Source organism: Arhodomonas sp. AD133 (assembly GCF_051195215.1).
Classification (GTDB): Bacteria; Pseudomonadota; Gammaproteobacteria; order Nitrococcales; family Nitrococcaceae; genus Arhodomonas.
Window position 1 is genome coordinate 96,091 of the sequence record NZ_JBNAZM010000004.1, and the last position, 21,260, is coordinate 117,350.

Sequence of the window (21,260 nt, forward strand, 5' to 3'; positions counted from 1 at the left end):
AGGTTACCATCGCGGTTCGAAGAACGAAGCGAGCGAGGCGGATATGGCGCGCGAGGTCGAGCGCAAGTTCCTGGTCACCGACGAACGTTGGCGCGCCGACGCCGATCGGGGGACCCGTATGCGCCAGGGCTACCTGGGCCGTGCCGAGGGCGCGAGTGTGCGGGTACGCCAGGCGGGCGAGCGGGCGTGGCTGAACATCAAGGGCGCCACGCTGGGCGTGGAACGCCAGGAGTACGAATACGAGATACCGCTGGCCGATGCCCGGGAGATGCTGGAGACGCTCTGCCGTGAGCCGCTGGTGGAAAAGACCCGCTACCGTGTGCCCGTGAGTGGCCACTTCTGGGAGGTGGACGTTTTCGAAGGCGCCAACGCCGGACTGGTGGTCGCCGAGGTAGAGCTCGCCGATCCCGACGAACGGTTCGAGAAGCCGCCCTGGGCCGGGGCGGAGGTTTCGGGGCTGGCGCGCTACTACAACGTCTGCCTCGTTGGTTACCCGTACCGGGACTGGAGCGAGGCGGAACGTGCCGGCGAGTAACCGAAGCCGGGTGTGGTTGCGGGTGGATGCGCGGGCGCAACGGCTCAGCCTTTGCTGCGACGATGACGTGCTGGAAACCTGGCCCGTCTCCACGGGGCGGAACGGTCTGGGCGAGATCAATGGCAGTGGTTGCACGCCCCGAGGCTGGCACGTCGTTCGCGCGCGCGTGGGCGACGGACTGCCGGCGGAGACCGTATTCGTGGGGCGGCGGGATACCGGCGAGCGCTATTCCCGGGCCCTGGCCGCGGCCTATCCGCAGCGCGACTGGATTCTGGCGCGCATACTCTGGCTGAGCGGACTGGAGCACGGACGCAATCGCCTCGGTGCGCGGGATACCATGCGTCGCTATATCTACATACACGGAGCGCCCCCGGAGTCTCCCATCGGCCAGCCGGTGTCTCACGGTTGCATACGCATGCGGCCCGATGACGTGATCGAGCTGTTCGGGCGCACGCCGGTCGGCACCCGGGTACTGATCGAATGACGCGGTCGGGCTGCCACGTGAGCGCTGCCGAGGAGAAGCAAGCATGACCCTGGGGCCCCTGATGATCGGAATCGCCGGGCCCGAGCTCACCGGCGAGGAGCGTGAACGGCTACGGGATCCGGCAGTGGGCGGGGTCATTCTGTTCGCGCGCAACTTCCACGATGTCGAGCAGCTTGCGGCCCTGACCGAGGCCATTCGCGCGCTTCGGACCCCGCCACTGTTGATCGCCGCCGACCAGGAAGGTGGTCGTGTGCAGCGTTTTCGCGACGGTTTCACGGCCCTTCCCCCCGCGAGGGCGCTGGGTGCATGGTGGCGGCGGGATCGCCGTGCAGCGGCGGCGCTCGCCGAGCAATTCGGCTGGCTTGTGGCCGCCGAGCTGCGCGGCGCGGGAGTGGATCTGGGCTTGGGGCCGGTGCTCGACATCGATCACGGTGTCAGTGCGGTCATCGGTGATCGCGCGCTCGGCGATCGTCCCCAGGCGGTGGCCGAGCTCGGCCTCGCCCTCGCGCGGGGTCTGCGTCGCGGGGGCATGGCCGCCGTCGCCAAGCACTTTCCCGGCCACGGCGGTGTCGCGCCGGACTCCCACGAGGCGCTTCCCGAGGACGGCCGCGATTACCAGGATCTCCACGAGACCGATCTGCTGCCGTTTCGCCGCTTGATGATCAATGGCCTGGAAGGCCTGATGATGGCGCACGTCGTTTTCCCGCGGGAGGACAGCGCACCGGCGAGTTTGTCGGCACGCTGGATCCAGGGCATCGTGCGCCGGCGGCTCGGATTCGAGGGCGCAGTGTTCAGCGACGACCTGGGCATGGCCGGGGCGGCAGTCGCCGGTAGTATCGGTGAGCGTGTGCGCACGGCGCTCGACGCCGGCTGCGATATTGCGGTGCTTGGCAACGAGGGCCGCGACGTGGACCCGGTGCTGCCGGCCTGGCGGGAACGCGATCCGGTCGCCGCCATGCGGCGCATGCGTCTGCACGGGCGCGCCGCGCCGCCGCTCGAGCAATTGCGCGCGAGCCGCGAGTGGCAGCAGGCACGTGAGGCCCTAGCCAGGCTGACGAAGTAGCCGGTCACGCCGCTGGTGGTTGACCAAGGCATGCGAGCCTATAATCGCGCGCTCCGGCGCAATGAACTCCTGGGACAGGGACATCGAAGATGAGCGACTACAGCCCCGTCACACCGCAGCACCTCGACGAGATCCTGAGCACCGCCGAGTTGTTGTACAGCGATGCCGATGTCGAGAGCGCGCTGGACCGTATGGCGGGAGACATCGAAGCACGCCTGGGGGGTGCCATGCCAGTGGTACTGGGCGTGATGACCGGTGCCATCGTACCCCTCGGCCGCCTGCTGCCGCGCCTGCAGTTCCCGCTAGAGGTGGATTACATTCACGCCACGCGCTATCACGGCTCGACCGTGGGACGGGACGTCGTCTGGCTGGCACGTCCGCAGACCCCGCTCAAGGGGCGCACCGTGCTGGTAGTGGACGACATCCTCGACGAGGGGCACACGCTGGCGGGAATCATCGAAGAGTGCCGCACCGAGGGCGCCGACGATGTCTACACGGCGATGCTGTTCAACAAGCGCCACGACCGGCGCCACGAAGGGCTGCAGGCGGACTTCGTGGGCCTGGACGTGACCGACCGCTACGTATTCGGCGCGGGCATGGACTACCGGGGTTACTTCCGCAATCTCGCGGGGGTGTACGCGGTGCATTCAGACTACGAGTCCGCCTGAACGCAGGGCGCGTGCCCGGGCAACGTGAAACAGACAAGGGAGCACGAATGACGCTTGCGATTATCGGTGGCACCGGCCTGACCTCACTCCAGGGGCTCGAGATCGACCGCCGCGAGATGGTGCATACCCCCTACGGCGAGCCTTCCGGGCCGCTGACCCACGGCCACCTCAACGACCAGCAGGTGATATTCCTCGCCCGCCACGGTTACGGGCATACCATACCGCCGCACCGTATCAACTATCGCGCGAACATCTGGGCACTGCGCCAGGCTGGTGCCACGTGCGTGCTCGCCGTGGCCGCAGTCGGCGGTATCAACACGGTATTGTCGCCCGGGCGCCTGGTCGCACCGGACCAGATCATCGACTACACGTGGGGCAGGGCCAATACGTTCTTCGAGGAGGACCTCACCCACGTCACCCACGTCGAGTTCGGCCGGCCTTACGACGATGACCTGCGCGAGCGTATGCTCCAGGGCGCGCGCGATTGCGGCGTAAGCATGCACGACGGCGGTTGCTATGGCGCGACCCAGGGTCCGCGCCTGGAGAGCGCCGCCGAGATCGAGCGCATGCGCCGCGACGGGTGCGACATGGTCGGCATGACGGGCATGCCCGAAGCCGTGCTGGCCCGCGAGCTGGAGCTGCCGTACGCGACCTGCGGCGTGGTGGCCAACTGGGCGGCGGGCATGGACGGCGGCAAGCCCATTTCCATGGAAGCCGTCGAGGCCGTTCTCAAGGACGGCATGGCCGATGTGCGGCAGGTGCTCGGAGCGTTGATCCCGAGACTCCAGTCGTGAATTCGCAGGCGGCTGTCCACGGGGACATTCTGATGAATGCTGAGTTTGCGGACTCGGCAAGCCAACAATCCAGGCGCCGTGGAATTTGACCGATAGGACACGGCCCGCGACGCGGTGGCATCCTGGATGTCGTTTCCGCGGTCACCTGGTCGCTCCGGTGGTGCCCGGGCCGAAGATGCAACGGCCGGCGACGAGGGTTTTCACCGGCTGCAGATCGTCGTCGAGGAGCGCGATGTCGGCATCGTAGCCGGCCGCGATCCGGCCTTTGCGGCCCTGGAGCCCGAGCACGGAGGCTACCCGGGTGCTGATGAGTCCGATCGCCTGTTCCATGGGGAGCGCGGCTTCTTGCACGAGTCGCTGCCAGTCGGCGATCAAAGCGGTGTTCCTTGCTACGCGCATGCCCTGGTAGCGGCCGGCGGCATCGAACTCGGGGAGACTGCCGTTGCAGTCCGAGCTCATGGTGATTCGTTCCGCCGGCACGCCCCTCGCGAGCAGCGCGGCGACGGCGTCGTAGGCACCCAGGCCGTCGCCGGGGTCTTCGAAGGCAGTGACATCCACACAGGCGTCGAAGGTCCGTGCGTAGTCGGCCGCGTCGTCGAGCAGCGCGGGGCTGCGGTTGACATGGGTCGGGATTACCTGCTCGGGGGGGATCTCCGTATCCGTCAGCAGGCGCCGCAACGGTTCCAGCCCGGAGTCGCCGTCGCCCAGGTGGAAATGGCAGATGCCGCGCTTGCCCGCGAGCATGGCGCCTACCCGCGTGTCGCTTACCAGGCGCGCGAGCTCCTGCGGCGATGGCTGGCTCGAGCGGTGGTCCGACAGCGCGATCTCGCCGAGGCCGATAATCTCGGGAATCCAGGCGAGGTCGCGCTGGAGGTCGCCGGTGAGCGTCGGCGGGGGAACGCGGTAGGCGCCAGTGTACATGTAGGCGCAGACGCCGTCGGCGCGCAGGCCGCGAACGGCGGCAAGGAGGTCGGCGGGCGAGCGGCTGACGCTGTCCGTGCCGAGCACGCCCACCACGGTGGCGATTCCCATGGAGACGATCTCGGCGGCGCTGATGCCGGGGCAGCGGGTTCCCCAACCGCCTTCGCCACCGCCGCCGGTGACGTGGACGTGCTGATCGATGAAAGCCGGCACGGCGGTGAGCGCACCGGCATCGACGACTGTCAGTGGCCAGCCGGCCGGGACCTCCAACCCGTTGCCGAGGGCCGCGATTCGTCCGTCGGCAATGAGAATATCCGTTTCCGCGAGCGGTTGCGGAGCGAACAAGCGGCCCGCGCGCAGCAGCGTTATGAGCGGGGCCGAATCGGGACTGGTCGGCATCGGCGGGCCCTATTCGGTCTCGGCCCCGGGGGCGGAGAAGCGACTGCCCTTGAGTCGATCGATGGCGCCGTCCACATCGTCGACCAGGAGCACCAGCAGATCTCCCGATACCGCCTGATCGAACGACCGGTCGATGGCGCGTGCCTCTTCCATGATGATCTCGACGTGGCAGTGCCGGTCGCCGGGCAGCGTTTCCGCGCCGCGTCTGAGCAGTTCCGCGGCCTGCCCGGTCGGGCGTCCCCGCGGCTGGGTTTCGCAGATGAGCAACACGTCGTGCATGCGGGCGAGCTGGGTACCGAGCGCAACGAGATCCTCGTCGCGGCGGTTGCCGGGAGCACTGGCCACAGCGATCCGGCGATGCGCGGGGAGGCTGTGCACGAGCTCGTCCAGCGCGCGCAGGGCGGGAACGTTGTGGGCGTAATCGATGAGCACGTGCAGCCCCGACGCCTCCATCAGATTGGTCCGTCCCGGGTTCTGACCCGGGGTCGGATGGAAGGTCTGCAGACCCATCTGAATGTCGGCGATGCTCAGCCCCAGCGCGTGGGCCGCAGCGCTCGCCGCGAGGGCGTTGGCCAGATTGAATCGCGCATGTCCGTCGAAAGCGATGGGCACGTTGGCGATGGGCAGAATCTCCGCCTCCACATGGCCCTGACGCATGACAATGCGCTCACCGGCCACCGTGAAGGCAACGCCTTGGGCGCGCACGTGTTCGCGAACCGGTGCCGAATTCGGGTCGAGGCTGAAGAAGATGATCGCGCCCCGGCCCCATTCGCGTGCTTCCAGCACGCGCGGGTCGTCGGCGTTGAGCACTGCGGTACCGCTTTCGCGCACGGCGTCGATCACCACCGTTTTGCAGCGGGCGAGGTCATCGAGGGTCTCGATGCCGTACTCGCCGAGGTGGTCGCTGCTGATGTTCAGCAGCACGCCGACGTCACAGGCGTCGAAGCCAAGACCGCGGCGCATGATGCCGCCGCGCGCCGCTTCCAGCACGGCGTGTTCCACGGTGGGCTCGCGCAGCACGATACCGGCGGCCTCCGGGCCGGAATAGTCGCCACGCATGATGACGTGGTTATCGATCTCGACGGTGCCCGTGCATGCCATGCCCACCTGACGGCCGGCGTGGCGCAGTAGGTGCGCGATCAGCCGGACGGTAGTCGTCTTGCCGTTGGTGCCGGTAACAGCGGTGATCGGGATGCGGGCGTTGCCGCCGGCTGGGAAGAGCATGTCGATGACAGGCGTGCCCACGTCCCGGGGCTGGCCGTGCGTGGGCGCTATGTGCATGCGAAAGCCGGGCCCCGCGTTGACCTCGACGACACCTGCTGCCTGATCTTCCAGCGCCCGCGTGAGCGTCTCGGCGACCAGGTCGATGCCGATGATATCGAGGCCGATCAACCGTGCGATGCGCTCGGCGGCGTAGCGCACCTCCGGATGAACGTCGTCCGTGACATCCGTTGCGGTGCCGCCGGTACTCAGGTTCGCGGTGGACTTGAGGTAGACGATCCCGCCACAGGGGATGCAGCTGTCGAGCGACCATCCCTGTTGCGCGATCAGCCGTTGCGCCTGATCGTCGGTACGGATTCGGGTCAACAGGTTCTCGTGGCCCACGCCTCGGCGGGGGTCGCGGTTCTCCCTGTCGATTAGTGCCTGCAGCGTGGAGCGACCGTCGCCGACCACATGGGCGGCGCGACGCCGTGCTGCAGCAATTAGTTTGCCGTCGATGACGAGCAGGCGGTGGTCGTCGCCGGCGATGTGGCGCTCGACTATGACCGACTCGTGACTAACGGCAGCTGCGTCGTACGCCTCGCGCAACGCTTCCGGATCGGCCACGCCGGTGCTCACGCCACGGCCGTGATTACCCACCAGGGGCTTGACCGCCACCGGGCAGGAGAGGCTCTGTGCAGCTTCCAGCGCCTCTTCGAACGAACTACAGACCCGCCCCTCGGGCACCGGGATACCGGCATCGCCGAGCAGTTGCTTGGTCCAGTCCTTGTCATCGGCGATGCCGCTACCCAGTAGCCCGGTGCGCCACGTTACGGTTGCCTGGATGCGTTGCTGCAGGTGGCCGTGACCGAGCTGCAGGTAGCTGCTCGGTTCGCTCAGGCGCATGTAGGGAATATCGCGATGCCCGGCGGCGTCGACGATCGCGGCGGTGGATGGTCCCAGCATGTGCGCTTCGCGCACTGCTTTGAGCCGGGAGAGAACGGCTGGCATGTCGACATCCTCGCCCCGGAACACTCGCGCGACCAGGCCGACGGCCTCGTCTCTGGCGGCCAGCCCGCACGCTTCGTCGCGATAACGATAGACAACCGTGTAGACGCCGGCCTCGGCGGTATCGATCGTCTTGCCAAAGCCAACTGAGAAACCGATGGTATTCTGCAGCTCGATGCAGACGTGCTCGACTATGTGGCCCGCCCAGGTACCGCGGCGCAAGCGTTCGAGAAAACCACCGGGGCGGCCGACGGAGCAGCGATGCTCGGCCAGGCCGGGCAGTAGCGCCACGAGACGGTCGGCGATGCCCTCTACGGTATTGCTCGGTTGGTGCTCGAGCGCGCCGATGTCCAACCGCATGACGATCGTGAGGTAGCGACTGTAGTAGTTGGGACCGCGAAGGGCACGGTGTGCCAGGATTCTCACGGGGTATCGGCCAGATAGTCGCGAAGGGCATCGGGAACCAGGTAACGCCGTGCTCCGACGTCGAAGCCGTGGCCACTGATCAATGCGTGCATGACCATGTTCTCCACTGCGACGGGTTCGCCCATCGACAGCTCCGCCACGTTGGAGCTCGCCATTCCGCGGCTGTCGATGATGATCACGTGCCCCGGACCCACGGCTTCGAGAGTGCCGTTGGCGTGGACGATGACCGCGGCATCTTCGCCGAGGCCCACGCCGAGATGCTCCGGGTTGGTCGCGCCCACTTCCATGAGTCGGGTGAATCGCCCGCGTTCCAGAAAATGGCTGTCTATGATGAGCCCGTCCACCAGGCCGAGGCCGGCGGTCATTTTCACGGCGCCTTTGTGCAACGCGTCGGCAGCCGCACCGTCATAGATCATCGTCGCCGTCAGTGCCATCGCGCCGGCGCTGGTGCCCGCGACAACGGCGCCTGCGTCGAGTCGTTCACGTATCGCCCCCAGCATGGGGGATCCGCCGAGCACGTTGGTCAGGCGGAGCTGGTCACCGCCGGTAAAGAATATGCAGCCACTTGTCTGCACCAGGCGCACGTTTCTGGCATTGGCGGCGTCCTGGCGCTCGCGGATGTCAAGCGCATGAACCCGGTCGGCACCCAACCGGTCGAATGCTGCCTGGTAGACGGGCAGTACTTCCTCGGGCTCGCCGCTGGCGGTGGCGATCAGCGTAATCTCTTCTTCACCCTCGGGGGCGAGCGTGAATACGCGCGTGAGGACTTCGAGTTCCGAAGTTTTGTCCTCGGCACCGCCGATCGCCACGAGAGGGCCGCGCGTGGCGGCAACGTTGTCGGAGGAGGAACCGGCCATAGGTGTTCTGTCGTCGTCCCCGCGGCACTGATACAGGGCTGGCTGCAAGCCCTCGGCTGCGATATCCGTGTGCCAAATATAGCCGGCCCGGGGGCGTACAGCGACCTCCGCAGCGACGGGCGAGGACGCTTTGCGGGTGTTCTGTCTCGGAATTTCGTCGTATTTCTCTCAGTGAGCGAGTCTCGCCGGGCCTGGCCCTGGGGCCGCTGCGTTCCTCAGAGATACGACGAACTTCTGTTGACGGACACTAACGAGCGCGGACCTGGACGATGATGCCCAGAACAGGGTGATCAAGGTAGTGCAGCTCCCCGCTTCTCAGGCGTCGCTGGCTGTGCATGGGGTAGATCGTGCCCTGGTGTTCCCGGCGGTAGCGCAGGTCCGCGGCGATGTGCAGATAACGGCCGGCGTACAGCTTGATGGCGCCATAGAGCCCGGCCGTGTCGGGCAGGGGCATGGTCGCCCGCCAGCTTCCCGGCACGAGCACATAGGGGGACTGCGACCGCGGGCGTCCCGCCTGGATCCAGCCGAAGTGGTCAATCACCCGGTACTGACCGGCGCTTTCGAGCCGCGCCCGTACCCCGCCCAGCTGGAACGCGTCCGGTGAAAGACGGCGTACGCCCCCTTCGCCCGGCGCAACGGCACGGCTGTCCAGCTCCAGGGGCGGCGGATCGGCGGGCCAGCGTTCGCTGTCGGCGCCGCCTTGCTCCCACTGTCGGAAAACCACCACCTCCACCGCGTAGTCCCGGGCGGAGGCGATGCCGGGAACCGCGATCAGCGCGATCACGACAACGAGCAGGCTGGTGCGCGCGAGTGACATGGAGTTCTCCCGGTGGTTAGTGCCGTGGAACGACACTAGGCTGCGAGCGTATCCAGCAGGCGGTCGACCTGCTGCAGGCGGCTATCAGCGTCTTCCGTGGGCACGCGGAAGCGCAGTTTCTCCTGACCTTCGAGACGATACACGCCAGGCTGTTCCTGAACCAATCGGACCAGAGCGGCGGGATCGACCCGCGGGGCGTCGCCGAATTCGAGCATACCGCCGCCGGGGCCGGCCTCGACCCGGCGGATGCCGAGCTGCTGGGCAGTCAGTTTGAGCTCGGTCAGACGGAAGAGGTTCTTGGCCGGCTCCGGCAACAGGCCGAAACGGTCGATCATCTCCACCTGCAGCTCGCGCAGCGCTTCCGTGTTCGTGGCGTTGGCGATGCGCTTGTACTGCACCAGCCGGGTGTGGACGTCGGGAAGGTAGTCGTGCGGCAGCAGGGCCGGGATGCGCAGGTCCACTTCGGTACCGTGATGCAGGGGCCGGTCCAGCTCGGGCTCCTTGCCCGTCTTGATGTCCCGCACCGCGCGCTCGAGAAGCTCCGTGTAGAGCGTGAAGCCTACCTCCTGGATCTGTCCGCTCTGATCCTCGCCGAGGAGCTCGCCGGCGCCCCGGATCTCGAGGTCGTGGCTGGCCAGCGTGAAGCCCACGCCCAGGTCCTCGTGGGCGGCGATGGCGTCCAGCCGTTTGGCTGCGTCGCTGGTCATGCTGCGCCGTGGCGGTGCGATCAGGTAGGCATAGGCGCGGTGGTGCGAGCGGCCGACTCGGCCGCGAAGCTGATGGAGCTGGGCGAGGCCCAGGCGGTCAGCGCGGTTGATCACGATGGTGTTCGCGGAGGGTACGTCGATGCCGCTTTCGATGATCGTCGTACAAACCAGGACATTGAAGCGCTGGTGATAGAAATCGAGCATCACGCGCTCGAGCTCTCGCTCCGGCATTTGCCCGTGGGCGATGCGAACGCGTGCTTCGGGCACGAGCGCCTCCACGTCGCGGGCGATCCGGTCGATGGAGTCCACGTCGTTGTGCAGGAAGTACACCTGGCCGCCGCGGTGGAGCTCGCGCAGGCACGCCTCCTGGACCAGGGCGTCGTTCCACTCGTTGACGAAGGTGCGCACGGCCAGCCGCCGTGCCGGCGGCGTGGCGATGATGGATAGATCGCGCATGCCCGCGAGCGACATGTTGAGCGTCCGAGGAATGGGCGTGGCGGTGAGCGTGAGCACATCGACCTGTGCCCGCAGCGCCTTGAGCCGCTCTTTCTGGCGCACGCCGAACCGGTGCTCCTCGTCCATGATCACCAGACCGAGCTCGCGGAACTTGACGCTGGGTTGGAGCAGCTTGTGGGTGCCGATGACGATGTCCACCTTGCCATCGGCGAGGTCGCGGAGCGTTGCCGACTGTTCCTTCTGCGAGCGAAAGCGCGAAAGCAGCTCGATGCGCACCGGCCAGTCGGCGAAACGGTCGATGAAATTCTGGTAGTGCTGCTGGGCCAGCAGCGTCGTGGGCACCAGTACGGCCACCTGGTGGCCTTCCTGCACGCCGACGAACGCCGCGCGCATGGCCACTTCGGTCTTGCCGAAGCCCACGTCGCCGCAGACGACACGGTCCATGGGCTGCTCCGACTCCAGGTCACGGATCACCGCGGCAATGGCCGTTTCCTGGTCCGGCGTCTCCTCGAAGGGGAACTGCTCGGCGAAGCGGCGGTATTCGTCGTGCTCGTAGCGATAGGCGTGCCCCTTGCGCGCGGCCCGGCGCGCGTAGATGTCCAGGAGCTCGGCGGCCACGTCCCGGGCGCGTTCCGCCGCCTTGCGCTTGGCCCGGTCCCATTGCTCGCCGCCGAGGCGGTGCATGGGCGCATGATCGCTGTCCATGCCCGTGTAGCGGGTGACAAGGTGCAGCGACGATACCGGGACGTAGAGCTTGTCGCCGCCGCTGTACTCGAGCGTCAGGAATTCCGTGGCGACTCCGCCGACCTCCAGGGTCTGGAGCCCTTTGTAGCGGCCCACGCCGTGGTCCTCGTGGACCACCGGAGCGTCAATGTGGAGGTCGGTGAGGTCGCGGATGATGGCGTCCGGGTCGCGTTCCGCACGCTGGCGGCGGCGCTTCTGGCTCGCCCGATCGGCGAACAGGGCCGCTTCCGGGATCACGGCCACCGGCGGGTTATCAGCCAGTACGAAGCCTGCCTCCAGCGGACCCGTGGTGATCGCGCGCAGATCCGCGCCGGCGAGGAACGTCTGCCAGCCGTTGGCCACCCGCGGCTTTATGTTCAGCGGTGCGAGGTGTTCCATGAGCCGTTCGCGGCGGCCGGCCGTCTCGGCGACGAACAGAATGCGGCCTTCGTGCTCGGCGACGAACGCCTCCAGGGCCGCGAGCGGCCGTTCGGCGGCGGGGACGCTGCGCAGTGCCGGCAAAGGCTCGACGTTGTGGCGTACAGTGGCGGCACGCTCGCTCGCCGGTGCACTGCCGGATACCGAGGCCTGGGGCAGGGCATTCAGCCTTTCGCGCAGCTCGTCCGGGCGCAGATAGAGCGCTTGCGGCGGCAGCAGCGGGCGTTCGCGGTCGTGGCGCCGCTGTTCGTAGCGCGTGGCGATGTGCTCCCAGTCCGCGTCCAGCGCACTGTCGAGCCCGTCGGTGCGCAGGATCAGGGTGTCGCCGGGCAGGTAGTCGAAAAGTGTCGCCGTCTCGTCGAAGAACAGCGGCAGGTAGTATTCCACGCCGTTGGGCAGATGCCCGTCGCTTACCTCGCGGTAGACCAGGCTGGCAGTGGGGTCGCCTTCGAAGTGGGCGCGCCAGTTGCGCCGAAAGCGCTTGACGCCGTCCTCGCCGGTGGGGAACTCCCGGGCCGGGAGCAGCTCGATGCGCTCCACGCGGCCGCTGCTGCGCTGGCTCTCCGGGTCGAAGCGACGGATGGTGTCGACCTCGTCGTCGAAGAGATCGATGCGGTAGGGCGCGTCGCTGCCCATGGGAAAGAGGTCGAGGATCGAGCCGCGCACGGCGAACTCGCCGTGTTCCATGACCTCGGAGACGCAGCGGTAGCCGGCCCGTTCCAGGCGCTCGCGCATGGCACCGAGGTCCAGGCGGTCGCCTTCGGCGAGTAGCAGCGTGGTGCCTTCGAGAAAGCTCGGTGGGGCGATGCGCTGCATGAGCGTCGCCCCCGGCACCAGCAGAACGCCACGCTCGGTACGGGGGAGTGCATGGAGGGTGCGCAGACGCTCGGAGATGATGTCCTGATGCGGGGAGAAGACGTCGTACGGTAGTGTCTCCCAGTCCGGCAGCGTATGCACCGGTAGCCCGTCGACGGCGAAGAAGCGTATCGCCGCATCCAGCATCTGGGCCTCGTGGGCGGTCGCGGTGACGATGAGCGTCAAGCCACCGTGGTGCGCGGCCGCACTCGCCATCGCAAGCGCCGCGCTGTCGCCGGCAAGGTCGTGCCACTCCCGGCGCTCGCCGGAACGGGTGGGCAACTGGGGTTCAAGCGGACTGTAATGATTCGTCGGCATGCTCGCTGTAACGGGCTGCGGCAGGGTACGGCCATGGTGGCTCGCGGACGGTGAGTGTACTCAAAGGGTGAGCGTGGGTGGAAGCATTGGAGAGTGCTGGCGTCCACGGTGGTCTTCGTCGCTGCTGCCCCGGCAGGGCTCACGACCCCGGTTCTGGCGGAACGCGTGCAAATTTCCGGCTGAGCCCTGCTAGAATGCGCGGCCTCCGGTGCAGGGCCTGTTGTACAGTTTCCGGGTGCGCTGCATCCGGCGTGTGCGTCGTCAACGGCGCCCATGGCCGGTAGGCGCGCCTTTCGACACTCAGCGCAGTAGGACACTTGATCTCATGAGTGACCAGACGCAACCGCCGTGGCTCGACCTCGATCACGCCCATGTCTGGCATCCCTATGCGTCGGTTACGGAACCGGCGCCCGTGTTCCCCGTGGAGAGCGCGGAAGGCGTACGGCTGCGTCTTGCCGATGGTCGCGAGCTCATCGACGGCATGGCTTCCTGGTGGTGCGCCATCCATGGCTATAACCACCCCACACTCAATGCGGCGGCAACCGAGCAGCTCGACCGGATGAGCCACGTCATGTTCGGCGGGCTAACGAATGAGCCGGCCACGCGCCTTGCCGAACGCCTGGTGAGCATCACGCCGACAGGCCTCGAGCATGTGTTCCTGGCGGACTCCGGGTCGGTATCCATCGAGGTGGCCATCAAAATGGCCCTGCAGTATTGGCAGGGGCGCGGCGAGCATCGACCGCGGCTGGTGAGCCTGCGTGGCGGTTATCACGGCGATACCCTCGGCGCCATGTCCGTTTGCGATCCGGTCAACGGCATGCATCGCTTGTTCAGTGGATTGATACCGGAGCAGCTCTTCGCGCCACGCCCCGAGTGCCGCCGCGACGAAGACTTCACGGACGCGGATATCGCGCCGATGCGCGAGCTGCTCGCAACCCATGGCGACGAGATCGCAGCCGTGATCGCCGAGCCCTTGGTGCAGGGCGCCGGCGGCATGCATTTCTACTGCGGCGCCTATCTGAGGGCGTTGCGCCGGCTCTGTGACGAGCATGGCGTGCTGTTGATCTTCGACGAGATCGCCACCGGCTTCGGTCGCACCGGCTCGCTGTTCGCCAGCGACGCGGCCGGCGTCACCCCGGACATTCTCAGCGTGGGCAAGGCACTCACGGGCGGCTATATGACGCTCGCGGCGACGCTGTGCACACCCGATGTGGCCCGGGGCATCTCCGCTCGGGGTGTCCTTATGCACGGCCCCACGTTCATGGGCAATCCGCTGGCATGTGCGGTCGCCAACGCGAGCATCGACCTGCTGCTCGCCGGGCCCTGGCAGGAGCGGGTTGCCGGACTCGGCCGCGCGCTGGAGCGCGGCCTCGCGCCGGCGCGGGAGCTCGCGAACGTGCGTGACGTGCGCGTATTCGGTGGAATCGGCGTGATCGAGATGCACGAGCCGGCGGACATGGCCTGGATGCAGCCGCGGCTCGTGGAGCGGGGGGTATGGGTGCGGCCGTTCGGCCGTCTGCTTTACGTGATGCCCGCCTACGTCATGGAGGACTCGGACCTCGATACGCTCACACGCGTGATGGTCGAGACTGTCGCCGAGGCGGGAGAGCGGTGATCGACGCTCCGGCGTTGCTGCCATATGACGGTCGCCGCGAGGTGGGGCTGCGGTCGCTCTACGAGACCGTCTTCCCGGCCTGGGAGCGCGAGCCGACGGAACAGGTGCTCGCCCGGCTCGCCAGCGGGCGCTACGGTGGCGACGTGCTGCTCGATGCCGGCGGCGGAGTCATCGGGTTCGCCATCGTCGACTTCGTCACCGAGGTGCGGGCCGCGGTGGTGACGTTCGTCGCGGTTGCCGGTGACTGGCGGGGGCGGGGCCTGGGCGAGCGGCTGGTACTCGCCGCCGTGGCACGGTTTCGCCGCGACGAGCGCGCCGACGGCCTGTACGTCGAGGCAGAGCCTCGGCCGGCGCGACTGTACCGGCGTTGTGGTTTCCGCCCCCTGGCGCTGGACTACCGCGTTCCGCATTATGACTGCGCCATGGGGACTCAGCCCATGTCGCTCATGTTCCTGCCACGTGGCGAGTGGCCGGCAAACGTGCCCGGCACCCGGGCGGCGGCGCTCGTCAGGCACATGTTCATCGACGGCTACGGCGTGCGCGCGGATGATCCCAGGCTCGCCGCGCAATGCCGGCGCATTCCGTATCAGGTGAGGGTGAGTGATGCTGAGCTATCGCCAGATCAGTGAAGACGGCGACCGCCTGGAGCATTCGGTTGACGAGGTCATCGCCCAGGGGCGCACCGAGTACCAATCGTATGTGTTCTTCCGTTCACCCTCGCAGGGCGTATGCGTGGCACTGGATGGCGACGTGCAGTCCTGTGAGGTGGACGAGGCCCTCTATCACGAGGCGTTGGTGCATCCGGCCATGCTGCTGCATCCGCGGCCGAGGCGCGTGCTCATCATGGGCGGGGGCGAGGGTGCCACTGCGCGTGAAGCGCTGCGCCATCCGAGCGTGGAAGAGGTGGTCATGGTGGATATCGATGCGGCGTTCGTCGATCTCTGCCGGCGCCATCTGGCGAGCTGGAACGCGCGCGCCTTTGCCGATACCCGGCTGGACGTTCAGTGCCGAGACATCAACGCGTACCTGGAGGAGGCCGGGGCGGGGTTCGATGTCGTCATCGGCGATCTGGTCGACTTCAGTGACGAGGACGATCCGGCTGCCGCTCTCTACAGCCAGGATCTGTATACGCGGCTGCGCCGGCGCCTGAACGAGCGTGCCATCGTCGCGACCCAGACCGGCGGCCTGACCGCGACCAGCGTGGCCGGTCACCGGCGAGTTCGCCGTACCCTGGGCGAGGCGTTCGCGGAGGTGACGAGCTATGCCGCCGTGGTCCCGAGCTTTTATCATCTGTGGAGCTTCGTGCTGGCCTCGGATGCACCCCTGCCCAACACGGGGGAGCCGCCGCTGGAGACCTTCCACACGCGTGCGCTGGCGCGGGGGCTCGATCTTCCCGGCACGGGCGCTGCCAGCCTTGCAGCCGCCTTCGCCATACCTCATTCGATTCGGGAAAAAATCTTGTCATAACAGTCCACTAACCGATAATTCTCATGAGCGACCTGCAATATCAACTGCTGCCCAACCGCCCGCGTGACGAGGCCGACGTCCTGGTGCTGCCTGTGCCCCACGAGCTCACGGTCTCCTATAAACCCGGCACCCGTAATGGCCCGGAGGCGTTGCTCGACGCCAGTTCCCAGCTCGAGTACTACGACGAGGACGCGGACTGGTCGCCGTTCCTGCACATGGGCGTAGCCGTGTTGCCGCCTCTGGAAAAGCAGCTCTACGAAAACGCGGGCGATTACCACCAGAGGCTGACCCGTGTCGCCGGTGAGCTGCCGTCCAGCGCGCTGCTGCTGGCTGTGGGCGGCGAGCATTCCGTTACCGCCTCGCTCGTCGCCGGCCGGATGTCCATGCCGGGTACGGTGGTCGTGCTCGATGCCCATGCGGATTTGCGCGAGCGGTTCGAGGGCAGCGAGTACAGTCACGCCTGCCCCATGCATCACGTCCGTCGTGCCGGGCACCGACTGGTGATGGCGGGGGTGCGGTCGCTCTACGAGGACGAGGCCCGACGCGTCGACGCGGATCCGGGGATCGAATGCTATCGCGACCGGGAGCTGCGCCGCCCGGATCGCTGGCAGACGCTGCTGGAGACGCTTCAGGGGCTCGAAGGACCGGTTTGGCTCACCGTGGACATGGACGTGTTCACCCCGGCCGAGGTCGGCGGTGTGGGTACGCCGCAGCCCGGCGGACTTGACTGGTACCGGGTGCTCGAGTTGGTCGAGGCGGTGATCGACAACCCGGCGGTGGATCTCAGAGGGTGCGACATCATGGAGCTCATTCCCGAGCCGAGCTGTGTGTCCGACATGGTCGCCGCCAAGCTCAGTCAGAAGATGATTTCACGGTGGGGGCTGCGTCATGGCTACCGCGAGCGTGCCGCAGGCGGCAGTCAGACGGAGGTGGACTATGAGTAGCCCATTGCGGGCGTTCCTGCCCGTTGCCCATGAGGATCATCGACCGCGGTGGGACTTCTCGGATGGGTATCCCCCCATCGAGTACCCGGAGGTTCCCGCTCGGGTAGCTGCGGTCATGGCCGGCTTCGAGCGGGGTTGGGAGCTCACGGTGGAGCGGGTGACCGCGGAAGCCGAAGACGCCGTGGCCGGCCTCCACGATGCCGACTACCGCGAGTTCCTCGGTGACATCACTGCCGCCCTGCAGCCCGACGAAGAGTACATCCCGTCCATCTTCCACGGCGATTTGAGCAAGGCAACGGTGCGCTTTCGTGGCGGCATGTTCACCGCGGAAATCGGGACACCCATTACGCCAGCGACCATCGCCGCGGCGCTCAATTCCGCCGAGGCAGCCCGTCGTGCTGCCGAGTGGATGCGCGCAAGCGGCGAGGACGCGGTGGCGCTGTGCCGTCCGCCGGGCCATCACGCCGGCCGGCGGCGTTACGGTGGGTATTGCTTCTTCAACAACGCCTACGTTGCCGCCTCGGTGCTGAGCGCCGGTGGCGGCCGCTGCGCCGTGCTGGACGTGGATTACCACCTCGGCGACGGCAGCGTCGAGTTCGCGAGCGAGCAGGCCCCATACTTTTCCCTGCACGCCGACCCGTGGGCCAACTATCCGCACCTGGACGCGCGCTGGGACGGCTACCGGCGCCCGCACGTGGATCTCACCGATCTGCCGGCGGGTGTGGGCCGCGACGGCTATCTCGCGTTGCTGGACGATGTCCTTGCCCGCGTCGACACGGTGGCGGCCGACACCATCGTGCTGTCACTGGGATTCGATACCGCCGCGACGGATGGTATTCAGGATGCGCCGGTGGGGCTCGATGCCCCTGGTTTCGAGGCGATGGGCGCTCGCCTCGCGCGCCGGCGCGAACGCGTTCTCATCCTGCTGGAAGGCGGTTACGATGTCACCGGGCTCGCCGGTTATGCCGAAGCGTTCGCCCGCGGGTTCCGGCGGTGACGCACTCAGCGCCGGACCACGGTGTGAATGACGCTATCGTGTTCGAAGTAGACGCTGAATTCCGCATAATCCCAGCGCGTGATCGGCGGGTCGCCGACCGGGCCCTCGCGCGATTCGGGTTCACCGTAGCGGCTCTCGACCGTCGACATTGCCGTGCCGTTGACCGGCTCAGCGCCTTCTCCGGCTTTCACCTTGTCCACGAGCAGCGTGTCCGCGGCCGCGGGAGTGGACGCGACAACCAGAAGAAGGAGCAAGGAAATCGTCGTGCTCCGCATAGAAACTGACTCCCTGTTTTCGAGGCGCCACTATAGCACCGGCGCGTGGGCGGCAAAACCGAAGGGGTTGGCATGAATTATCCCGGCCCGCTGCGCAGGGGCCGCCTGATCAGGCGCTACAAACGCTTTCTCGCGGACGTCGTCTGCGACGATGGCGAGTCGCTTACCGCTCACTGCCCCAACACGGGCTCCATGCTTGGCTGTACGACCGAGGGGGCGGGCGTGTGGCTCAGCCACTCCGATCGGCCCGGGCGCAAGTATCCGTGGACCTGGGAGCAGGTGACCGCGGATGGGGGCGCGCGCGTCGGTATTCACACCGGCAGAACCAACGATGTAGTCGAGGAAGCCATCCGGGCGGGCTGGTTTCCTGAACTCGGCGAGCCCGCCGCGGTCCGAAGGGAGGTGTCGGTGCCGGACGAGCACATGCGTGCCGATTTCCGCCTCGCCGACAGGGCCGGAAGCATGACCTACGTGGAGGCGAAGAACGTCACGGCTGCTGTGGATGATCGTGTGGCGCTGTTTCCGGATGCGGTCAGCCGGCGTGGCACACGGCACCTGGAGGTGCTCCAGCGCCTGGCCGAGACGGGCACTGCGGCGGTGCTGGTGTTCTGCGTGCAGCGCACTGACGTGGACGAGGTCCGCCCGGCCGACGGCATTGATCCGGAGTACGGCCGCGCGCTCCGATCGGCGATCGCGGCCGGCGTGGGCGCGTATGCCCTGGTGGCCGAGCCCTCGGACACAGCCATCGAGCCCCGTGCCCGGGTGCCCGTGGTCTGCCCGTAGATTCCCGACAGTCAACAATTCCGCGATCGGCGAACGGACGGCCAATTAGGAATGTTCAAACCCCTTCAATTGTACATCGGCCTGCGTTACACACGGGCCAAACGGCGTAATCACTTCGTCTCGTTCATCTCGCTGTCGTCCATGCTCGGCATCGCTATCGGCGTTACCGCCCTCATCACCGTGTTGTCGGTAATGAACGGATTCGAATCCGAGCTACGCGCCCGCATCCTGGGAATGGTGGCGCATGGGACTGTGGACGGGTATCAGGAGCCGTTGCAGGACTGGCGCGGGCTCACCGAGCGCCTGGCGGAGCGGCCGGAGGTCAAGGGGGCGGCCCCGTTCGTGCGCGGCGAGGTCATGCTCACGCATGGTGGGGAGGTCAATGGCGGACTGGTGCGCGGCATTCTGCCGGAGCGCGAGGCGGCCGTATCGCGGGTCACCGAGAATATCGTGGCCGGTTCCCTGTCCGACCTGCGCGAAGGGGCGTTCAACATCGCTCTGGGCAAGGGGCTCGCCGCCGCGCTCGGTGTGGGTGTCGGCGATACGGTGACCGTGGTCACTCCCGAGGCACGGGTCTCGGTGGCGGGGGTGCTGCCGCGTGTCCGGCGGTTCACGGTCGCAGCGATCTTCTTCGTGGACATGTCCCAGTACGACAACTCACTGGCGCTGATGCACCTCGGTGACGCTCAGCGGCTTTTCCGCACCGGTAGTGGGGTGAGTGGCGTGCGCCTGGAGTTCGAGGACCTGTTCGAGGCGCCGCGTCTGGTCCGCGAGATCGCCCGGGACCTGCCGGGTATCTACCGGATATCCGACTGGACCATGCAGAATCGCAACTTCTTCCGTGCGGTGCAGACCGAAAAGACGGTGATGTTCGTCATCCTGCTGCTGATCGTCGCGGTGGCGGCGTTCAACATCGTCTCCACGCTGGTGATGGTGGTCACGGACAAGCAGGCGGATATCGCCATCCTGCGCACACTCGGCGCCACACCACGCGGGATCATGGGCATATTCATCGTCCAGGGAGCGGTGCTGGGCATCGCCGGTACGCTTCTGGGCGTGACCGGTGGCGTATCGCTGGCGCTCAATGTGGAGACCATCGTTCCCGCCATCGAGCAGTTGTTCAACACCGAGTTCCTGCCGGCGGATATCTATTTGATCAGTGATTTACCGTCGGAACTTCATATGGAGGATGTGGTGCGAATCACCATCGCGTCTCTGGTGCTCTCGCTGCTGGCCACGCTGTATCCCGCGTGGCGGGCGTCTCGGGTCGCTCCCGCGGAGGCGTTGCGCTATGAGTGAGCAGGCCGTCGTCCGTTGCGAGGATCTCGCCCTGTCATTCCGCGAGGGTACCGGGCGGCTACAGGTGCTCGATGGGGTGCGCCTGTCGGTGGCCCGTGGCGAGCAGGTCGCTGTCGTGGGCCGCTCGGGCTCAGGTAAGAGCACGCTGCTACACCTGCTCGGTGGCCTGGAGGATCCGGACCGTGGCGAGGTGTGGGTCGATGGCGAGTGCATGTCGCGGCTCGGTGCCGTACGCCGCGGGCGCCTGCGCAATCGCGCGCTTGGCTTCATCTACCAGTTCCACCATCTGCTGCCGGAGTTCACGGCTCTGGAGAACGTGGCCATGCCGCTGCTGATCCGCGGTACCAGCACGGCCACGGCACGCACGGCGGCCCGTGGGCTGCTGGACAGAGTGGGGCTTTCGGCGCGCGTGACCCACAAACCGGGCGAGCTCTCCGGCGGTGAGCGCCAGCGTGTGGCGATAGCCCGGGCGTTGGTCACGCAGCCGGCGTGCATTCTCGCCGACGAGCCCACAGGCAACCTGGACCGCCATACCGCCGAGCGGGTGTTCGATCTCTTGCAGGAGGTCAACCGTGACTACTCGACCAGCGTGGTCATGGTCACCCACGACGCCGCGCTGGCCGACCGGCTAGACCGCCGGTTCACTCTCGACGATGGACGCCTGGACGCTGGTTGAACAGGCGTGCGGCTCGGCGCTGGCGATGACGCAGGTGGCGGACGATATACAGTCGCCAGGCAAGCTGAACGGCGCCGTAGCCGGCGAGCGCCACGAGGCTGCCGGTTGTCAGAGAGCCCAGGAACAGGGGTTTCCAGATGACCCCGATTTCGTGCCAGAACCAGGACAGGCTGGGCTCGAAGCCCGTGTGGAAAACGGGTACACCGATCATCCAGGTACCCACCATGTAAGCGAAATAGTACATGGCGGGCATGGTCAGTGGGTTGCTCACCCATACGAGCACCACTGACAGAATCAGGTTGACGCGGAGGGCGACCGCCAGGCCGGCAGCGATGAGCATCTGCGCCGGCAGCGGAATGAACGCGGTGAACAGGCCCACGGCCACGCCGCCGGCGACGGAGCGCCGGTTGAGGTGCAGGAGGAAAGGGTCGTCGAGCAGTTTGCCCAGCCAGCGGAGCTCGCGCCGCCTGGTGATGCGGTGCGGGTCCGGCAAATAGCGTTTGAGAAGCTGGCGCGGCATATCCCCCTCCTGCAA

At 67.1% G+C, this 21,260-nt stretch carries 20 protein-coding genes; 13 read left to right on the forward strand and 7 right to left on the reverse strand.

What is annotated here, in order from left to right; genetic code table 11:
- Nucleotides 1-43 precede the first annotated feature (43 nt).
- The 5 genes from ACPEES_RS04015 to ACPEES_RS04035 all read left to right on the forward strand — a co-directional run bounded on the left by ACPEES_RS04015 (nt 44) and on the right by ACPEES_RS04035 (nt 3,544).
- Nucleotides 44-535, forward strand: coding sequence for a CYTH domain-containing protein (locus ACPEES_RS04015; protein WP_435101280.1), 492 nt, complete (start codon nt 44-46; stop codon nt 533-535).
- Nucleotides 522-1,019: a L,D-transpeptidase family protein gene (locus ACPEES_RS04020; protein ID WP_435101282.1), complete on the forward strand. Its 498-nt coding sequence runs from the start codon at nt 522-524 to the stop codon at nt 1,017-1,019. Before ACPEES_RS04015 ends, ACPEES_RS04020 begins: the two co-directional genes overlap by 14 nt.
- Before the next feature lie 43 nt (nt 1,020-1,062).
- Nucleotides 1,063-2,082, forward strand: a complete 1,020-nt coding sequence (gene nagZ / locus ACPEES_RS04025) for a beta-N-acetylhexosaminidase (protein ID WP_435101284.1) — start codon at nt 1,063-1,065, stop codon at nt 2,080-2,082.
- An 89-nt stretch (nt 2,083-2,171) separates the two neighbouring features.
- Nucleotides 2,172-2,750 (forward strand): hypoxanthine-guanine phosphoribosyltransferase, encoded by a 579-nt coding sequence (locus ACPEES_RS04030; protein WP_435101286.1) that lies wholly within the window; start codon nt 2,172-2,174, stop codon nt 2,748-2,750.
- A 47-nt stretch (nt 2,751-2,797) separates the two neighbouring features.
- Entirely contained in the window at nt 2,798-3,544 is a 747-nt protein-coding gene (locus tag ACPEES_RS04035; protein WP_435101288.1) for an S-methyl-5'-thioinosine phosphorylase, read from the forward strand.
- Nucleotides 3,545-3,685: 141 nt separating this feature from the next.
- Here ACPEES_RS04035 and iadA read toward each other — a convergent pair whose 3' ends face one another.
- The 5 genes from iadA to mfd form a co-directional block, all read right to left on the reverse strand.
- The gene (iadA, locus tag ACPEES_RS04040) at nt 3,686-4,864 is read right to left on the reverse strand and encodes a beta-aspartyl-peptidase (RefSeq protein ID WP_435101290.1); all 1,179 of its coding nucleotides are present in this window, start codon (nt 4,862-4,864) and stop codon (nt 3,686-3,688) included.
- Nucleotides 4,865-4,873: 9 nt separating this feature from the next.
- The gene (gene cphA / locus ACPEES_RS04045; RefSeq protein ID WP_435101293.1) at nt 4,874-7,498 is read right to left on the reverse strand and encodes a cyanophycin synthetase; all 2,625 of its coding nucleotides are present in this window, start codon (nt 7,496-7,498) and stop codon (nt 4,874-4,876) included.
- On the reverse strand, nt 7,495-8,355 hold the full coding sequence (locus ACPEES_RS04050; RefSeq protein WP_435101295.1) for a cyanophycinase: 861 nt from the start codon (nt 8,353-8,355) through the stop codon (nt 7,495-7,497). Before ACPEES_RS04050 ends, cphA begins: the two co-directional genes overlap by 4 nt.
- 247 nt (nt 8,356-8,602) lie before the next feature.
- Complete coding sequence (locus ACPEES_RS04055) at nt 8,603-9,172, reverse strand: CsiV family protein (RefSeq protein ID WP_435101297.1); 570 nt, start codon at nt 9,170-9,172, stop codon at nt 8,603-8,605.
- Nucleotides 9,173-9,207: 35 nt separating this feature from the next.
- Nucleotides 9,208-12,669 (reverse strand): transcription-repair coupling factor, encoded by a 3,462-nt coding sequence (mfd, locus tag ACPEES_RS04060; protein ID WP_435101299.1) that lies wholly within the window; start codon nt 12,667-12,669, stop codon nt 9,208-9,210.
- A 325-nt stretch (nt 12,670-12,994) separates the two neighbouring features.
- Here mfd and bioA point away from each other — a divergent pair, with 325 nt between their 5' ends.
- The 5 genes from bioA to ACPEES_RS04085 are packed head-to-tail and all read left to right on the forward strand — an operon-like array spanning nt 12,995 to nt 17,692.
- Nucleotides 12,995-14,284: an adenosylmethionine--8-amino-7-oxononanoate transaminase gene (bioA, locus tag ACPEES_RS04065; protein ID WP_435101301.1), complete on the forward strand. Its 1,290-nt coding sequence runs from the start codon at nt 12,995-12,997 to the stop codon at nt 14,282-14,284.
- Nucleotides 14,281-14,913 carry a GNAT family N-acetyltransferase gene (locus tag ACPEES_RS04070; RefSeq protein ID WP_435101303.1) on the forward strand — a complete coding sequence of 211 codons (633 nt, stop codon included), beginning with the start codon at nt 14,281-14,283 and terminating at the stop codon, nt 14,911-14,913. The genes bioA and ACPEES_RS04070 overlap by 4 nt, the downstream gene beginning before the upstream one ends.
- Nucleotides 14,888-15,751 (forward strand): methyltransferase domain-containing protein, encoded by an 864-nt coding sequence (locus ACPEES_RS04075; RefSeq protein ID WP_435101434.1) that lies wholly within the window; start codon nt 14,888-14,890, stop codon nt 15,749-15,751. Before ACPEES_RS04070 ends, ACPEES_RS04075 begins: the two co-directional genes overlap by 26 nt.
- A 23-nt stretch (nt 15,752-15,774) precedes the next feature.
- A complete protein-coding gene (speB, locus tag ACPEES_RS04080; RefSeq protein ID WP_435101305.1) occupies nt 15,775-16,695 on the forward strand; it encodes an agmatinase in 921 nt (306 codons plus the stop codon).
- Entirely contained in the window at nt 16,688-17,692 is a 1,005-nt protein-coding gene (locus ACPEES_RS04085) for an acetylpolyamine aminohydrolase (RefSeq protein WP_435101307.1), read from the forward strand. Before speB ends, ACPEES_RS04085 begins: the two co-directional genes overlap by 8 nt.
- 5 nt (nt 17,693-17,697) lie before the next feature.
- Here ACPEES_RS04085 and ACPEES_RS04090 read toward each other — a convergent pair whose 3' ends face one another.
- Nucleotides 17,698-17,967, reverse strand: a complete 270-nt coding sequence (locus ACPEES_RS04090) for a hypothetical protein (RefSeq protein WP_435101309.1) — start codon at nt 17,965-17,967, stop codon at nt 17,698-17,700.
- Between the two features lie 72 nt (nt 17,968-18,039).
- Here ACPEES_RS04090 and sfsA point away from each other — a divergent pair, with 72 nt between their 5' ends.
- The 3 genes from sfsA to lolD are packed head-to-tail and all read left to right on the forward strand — an operon-like array spanning nt 18,040 to nt 20,725.
- Nucleotides 18,040-18,750, forward strand: a complete 711-nt coding sequence (gene sfsA / locus ACPEES_RS04095) for a DNA/RNA nuclease SfsA (RefSeq protein ID WP_435101311.1) — start codon at nt 18,040-18,042, stop codon at nt 18,748-18,750.
- A 51-nt stretch (nt 18,751-18,801) separates the two neighbouring features.
- On the forward strand, nt 18,802-20,049 hold the full coding sequence (locus ACPEES_RS04100; RefSeq protein ID WP_435101313.1) for a lipoprotein-releasing ABC transporter permease subunit: 1,248 nt from the start codon (nt 18,802-18,804) through the stop codon (nt 20,047-20,049).
- Complete coding sequence (lolD, locus tag ACPEES_RS04105) at nt 20,042-20,725, forward strand: lipoprotein-releasing ABC transporter ATP-binding protein LolD (protein WP_435101315.1); 684 nt, start codon at nt 20,042-20,044, stop codon at nt 20,723-20,725. The genes ACPEES_RS04100 and lolD overlap by 8 nt, the downstream gene beginning before the upstream one ends.
- On the opposite strand, the gene ACPEES_RS04110 is transcribed toward lolD, so the two are convergent.
- A complete protein-coding gene (locus tag ACPEES_RS04110; protein ID WP_435101317.1) occupies nt 20,691-21,245 on the reverse strand; it encodes a DUF2062 domain-containing protein in 555 nt (184 codons plus the stop codon). The genes lolD and ACPEES_RS04110 overlap by 35 nt on opposite strands.
- Nucleotides 21,246-21,260: the final 15 nt, after the last annotated feature.

What these genes read in the sequence shown, in the direction of transcription:
- ACPEES_RS04015 (WP_435101280.1), top strand. Translation starts at nt 44, where the DNA reads ATGGCGCGCGAGGTCGAGCGCAAGTTCCTGGTCACCGACGAACGTTGG.
- nagZ (WP_435101284.1), top strand. Translation starts at nt 1,063, where the DNA reads ATGACCCTGGGGCCCCTGATGATCGGAATCGCCGGGCCCGAGCTCACC.
- ACPEES_RS04030 (WP_435101286.1), top strand. Translation starts at nt 2,172, where the DNA reads ATGAGCGACTACAGCCCCGTCACACCGCAGCACCTCGACGAGATCCTG.
- ACPEES_RS04035 (WP_435101288.1), top strand. Translation starts at nt 2,798, where the DNA reads ATGACGCTTGCGATTATCGGTGGCACCGGCCTGACCTCACTCCAGGGG.
- iadA (WP_435101290.1), bottom strand. Translation starts at nt 4,864, where the DNA reads ATGCCGACCAGTCCCGATTCGGCCCCGCTCATAACGCTGCTGCGCGCG.
- ACPEES_RS04050 (WP_435101295.1), bottom strand. Translation starts at nt 8,355, where the DNA reads ATGGCCGGTTCCTCCTCCGACAACGTTGCCGCCACGCGCGGCCCTCTC.
- ACPEES_RS04055 (WP_435101297.1), bottom strand. Translation starts at nt 9,172, where the DNA reads ATGTCACTCGCGCGCACCAGCCTGCTCGTTGTCGTGATCGCGCTGATC.
- mfd (WP_435101299.1), bottom strand. Translation starts at nt 12,669, where the DNA reads ATGCCGACGAATCATTACAGTCCGCTTGAACCCCAGTTGCCCACCCGT.
- bioA (WP_435101301.1), top strand. Translation starts at nt 12,995, where the DNA reads ATGAGTGACCAGACGCAACCGCCGTGGCTCGACCTCGATCACGCCCAT.
- ACPEES_RS04075 (WP_435101434.1), top strand. Translation starts at nt 14,888, where the DNA reads ATGCTGAGCTATCGCCAGATCAGTGAAGACGGCGACCGCCTGGAGCAT.
- speB (WP_435101305.1), top strand. Translation starts at nt 15,775, where the DNA reads ATGAGCGACCTGCAATATCAACTGCTGCCCAACCGCCCGCGTGACGAG.
- ACPEES_RS04085 (WP_435101307.1), top strand. Translation starts at nt 16,688, where the DNA reads ATGAGTAGCCCATTGCGGGCGTTCCTGCCCGTTGCCCATGAGGATCAT.
- ACPEES_RS04090 (WP_435101309.1), bottom strand. Translation starts at nt 17,967, where the DNA reads ATGCGGAGCACGACGATTTCCTTGCTCCTTCTTCTGGTTGTCGCGTCC.
- sfsA (WP_435101311.1), top strand. Translation starts at nt 18,040, where the DNA reads ATGAATTATCCCGGCCCGCTGCGCAGGGGCCGCCTGATCAGGCGCTAC.
- ACPEES_RS04100 (WP_435101313.1), top strand. Translation starts at nt 18,802, where the DNA reads ATGTTCAAACCCCTTCAATTGTACATCGGCCTGCGTTACACACGGGCC.
- lolD (WP_435101315.1), top strand. Translation starts at nt 20,042, where the DNA reads ATGAGTGAGCAGGCCGTCGTCCGTTGCGAGGATCTCGCCCTGTCATTC.
- ACPEES_RS04110 (WP_435101317.1), bottom strand. Translation starts at nt 21,245, where the DNA reads ATGCCGCGCCAGCTTCTCAAACGCTATTTGCCGGACCCGCACCGCATC.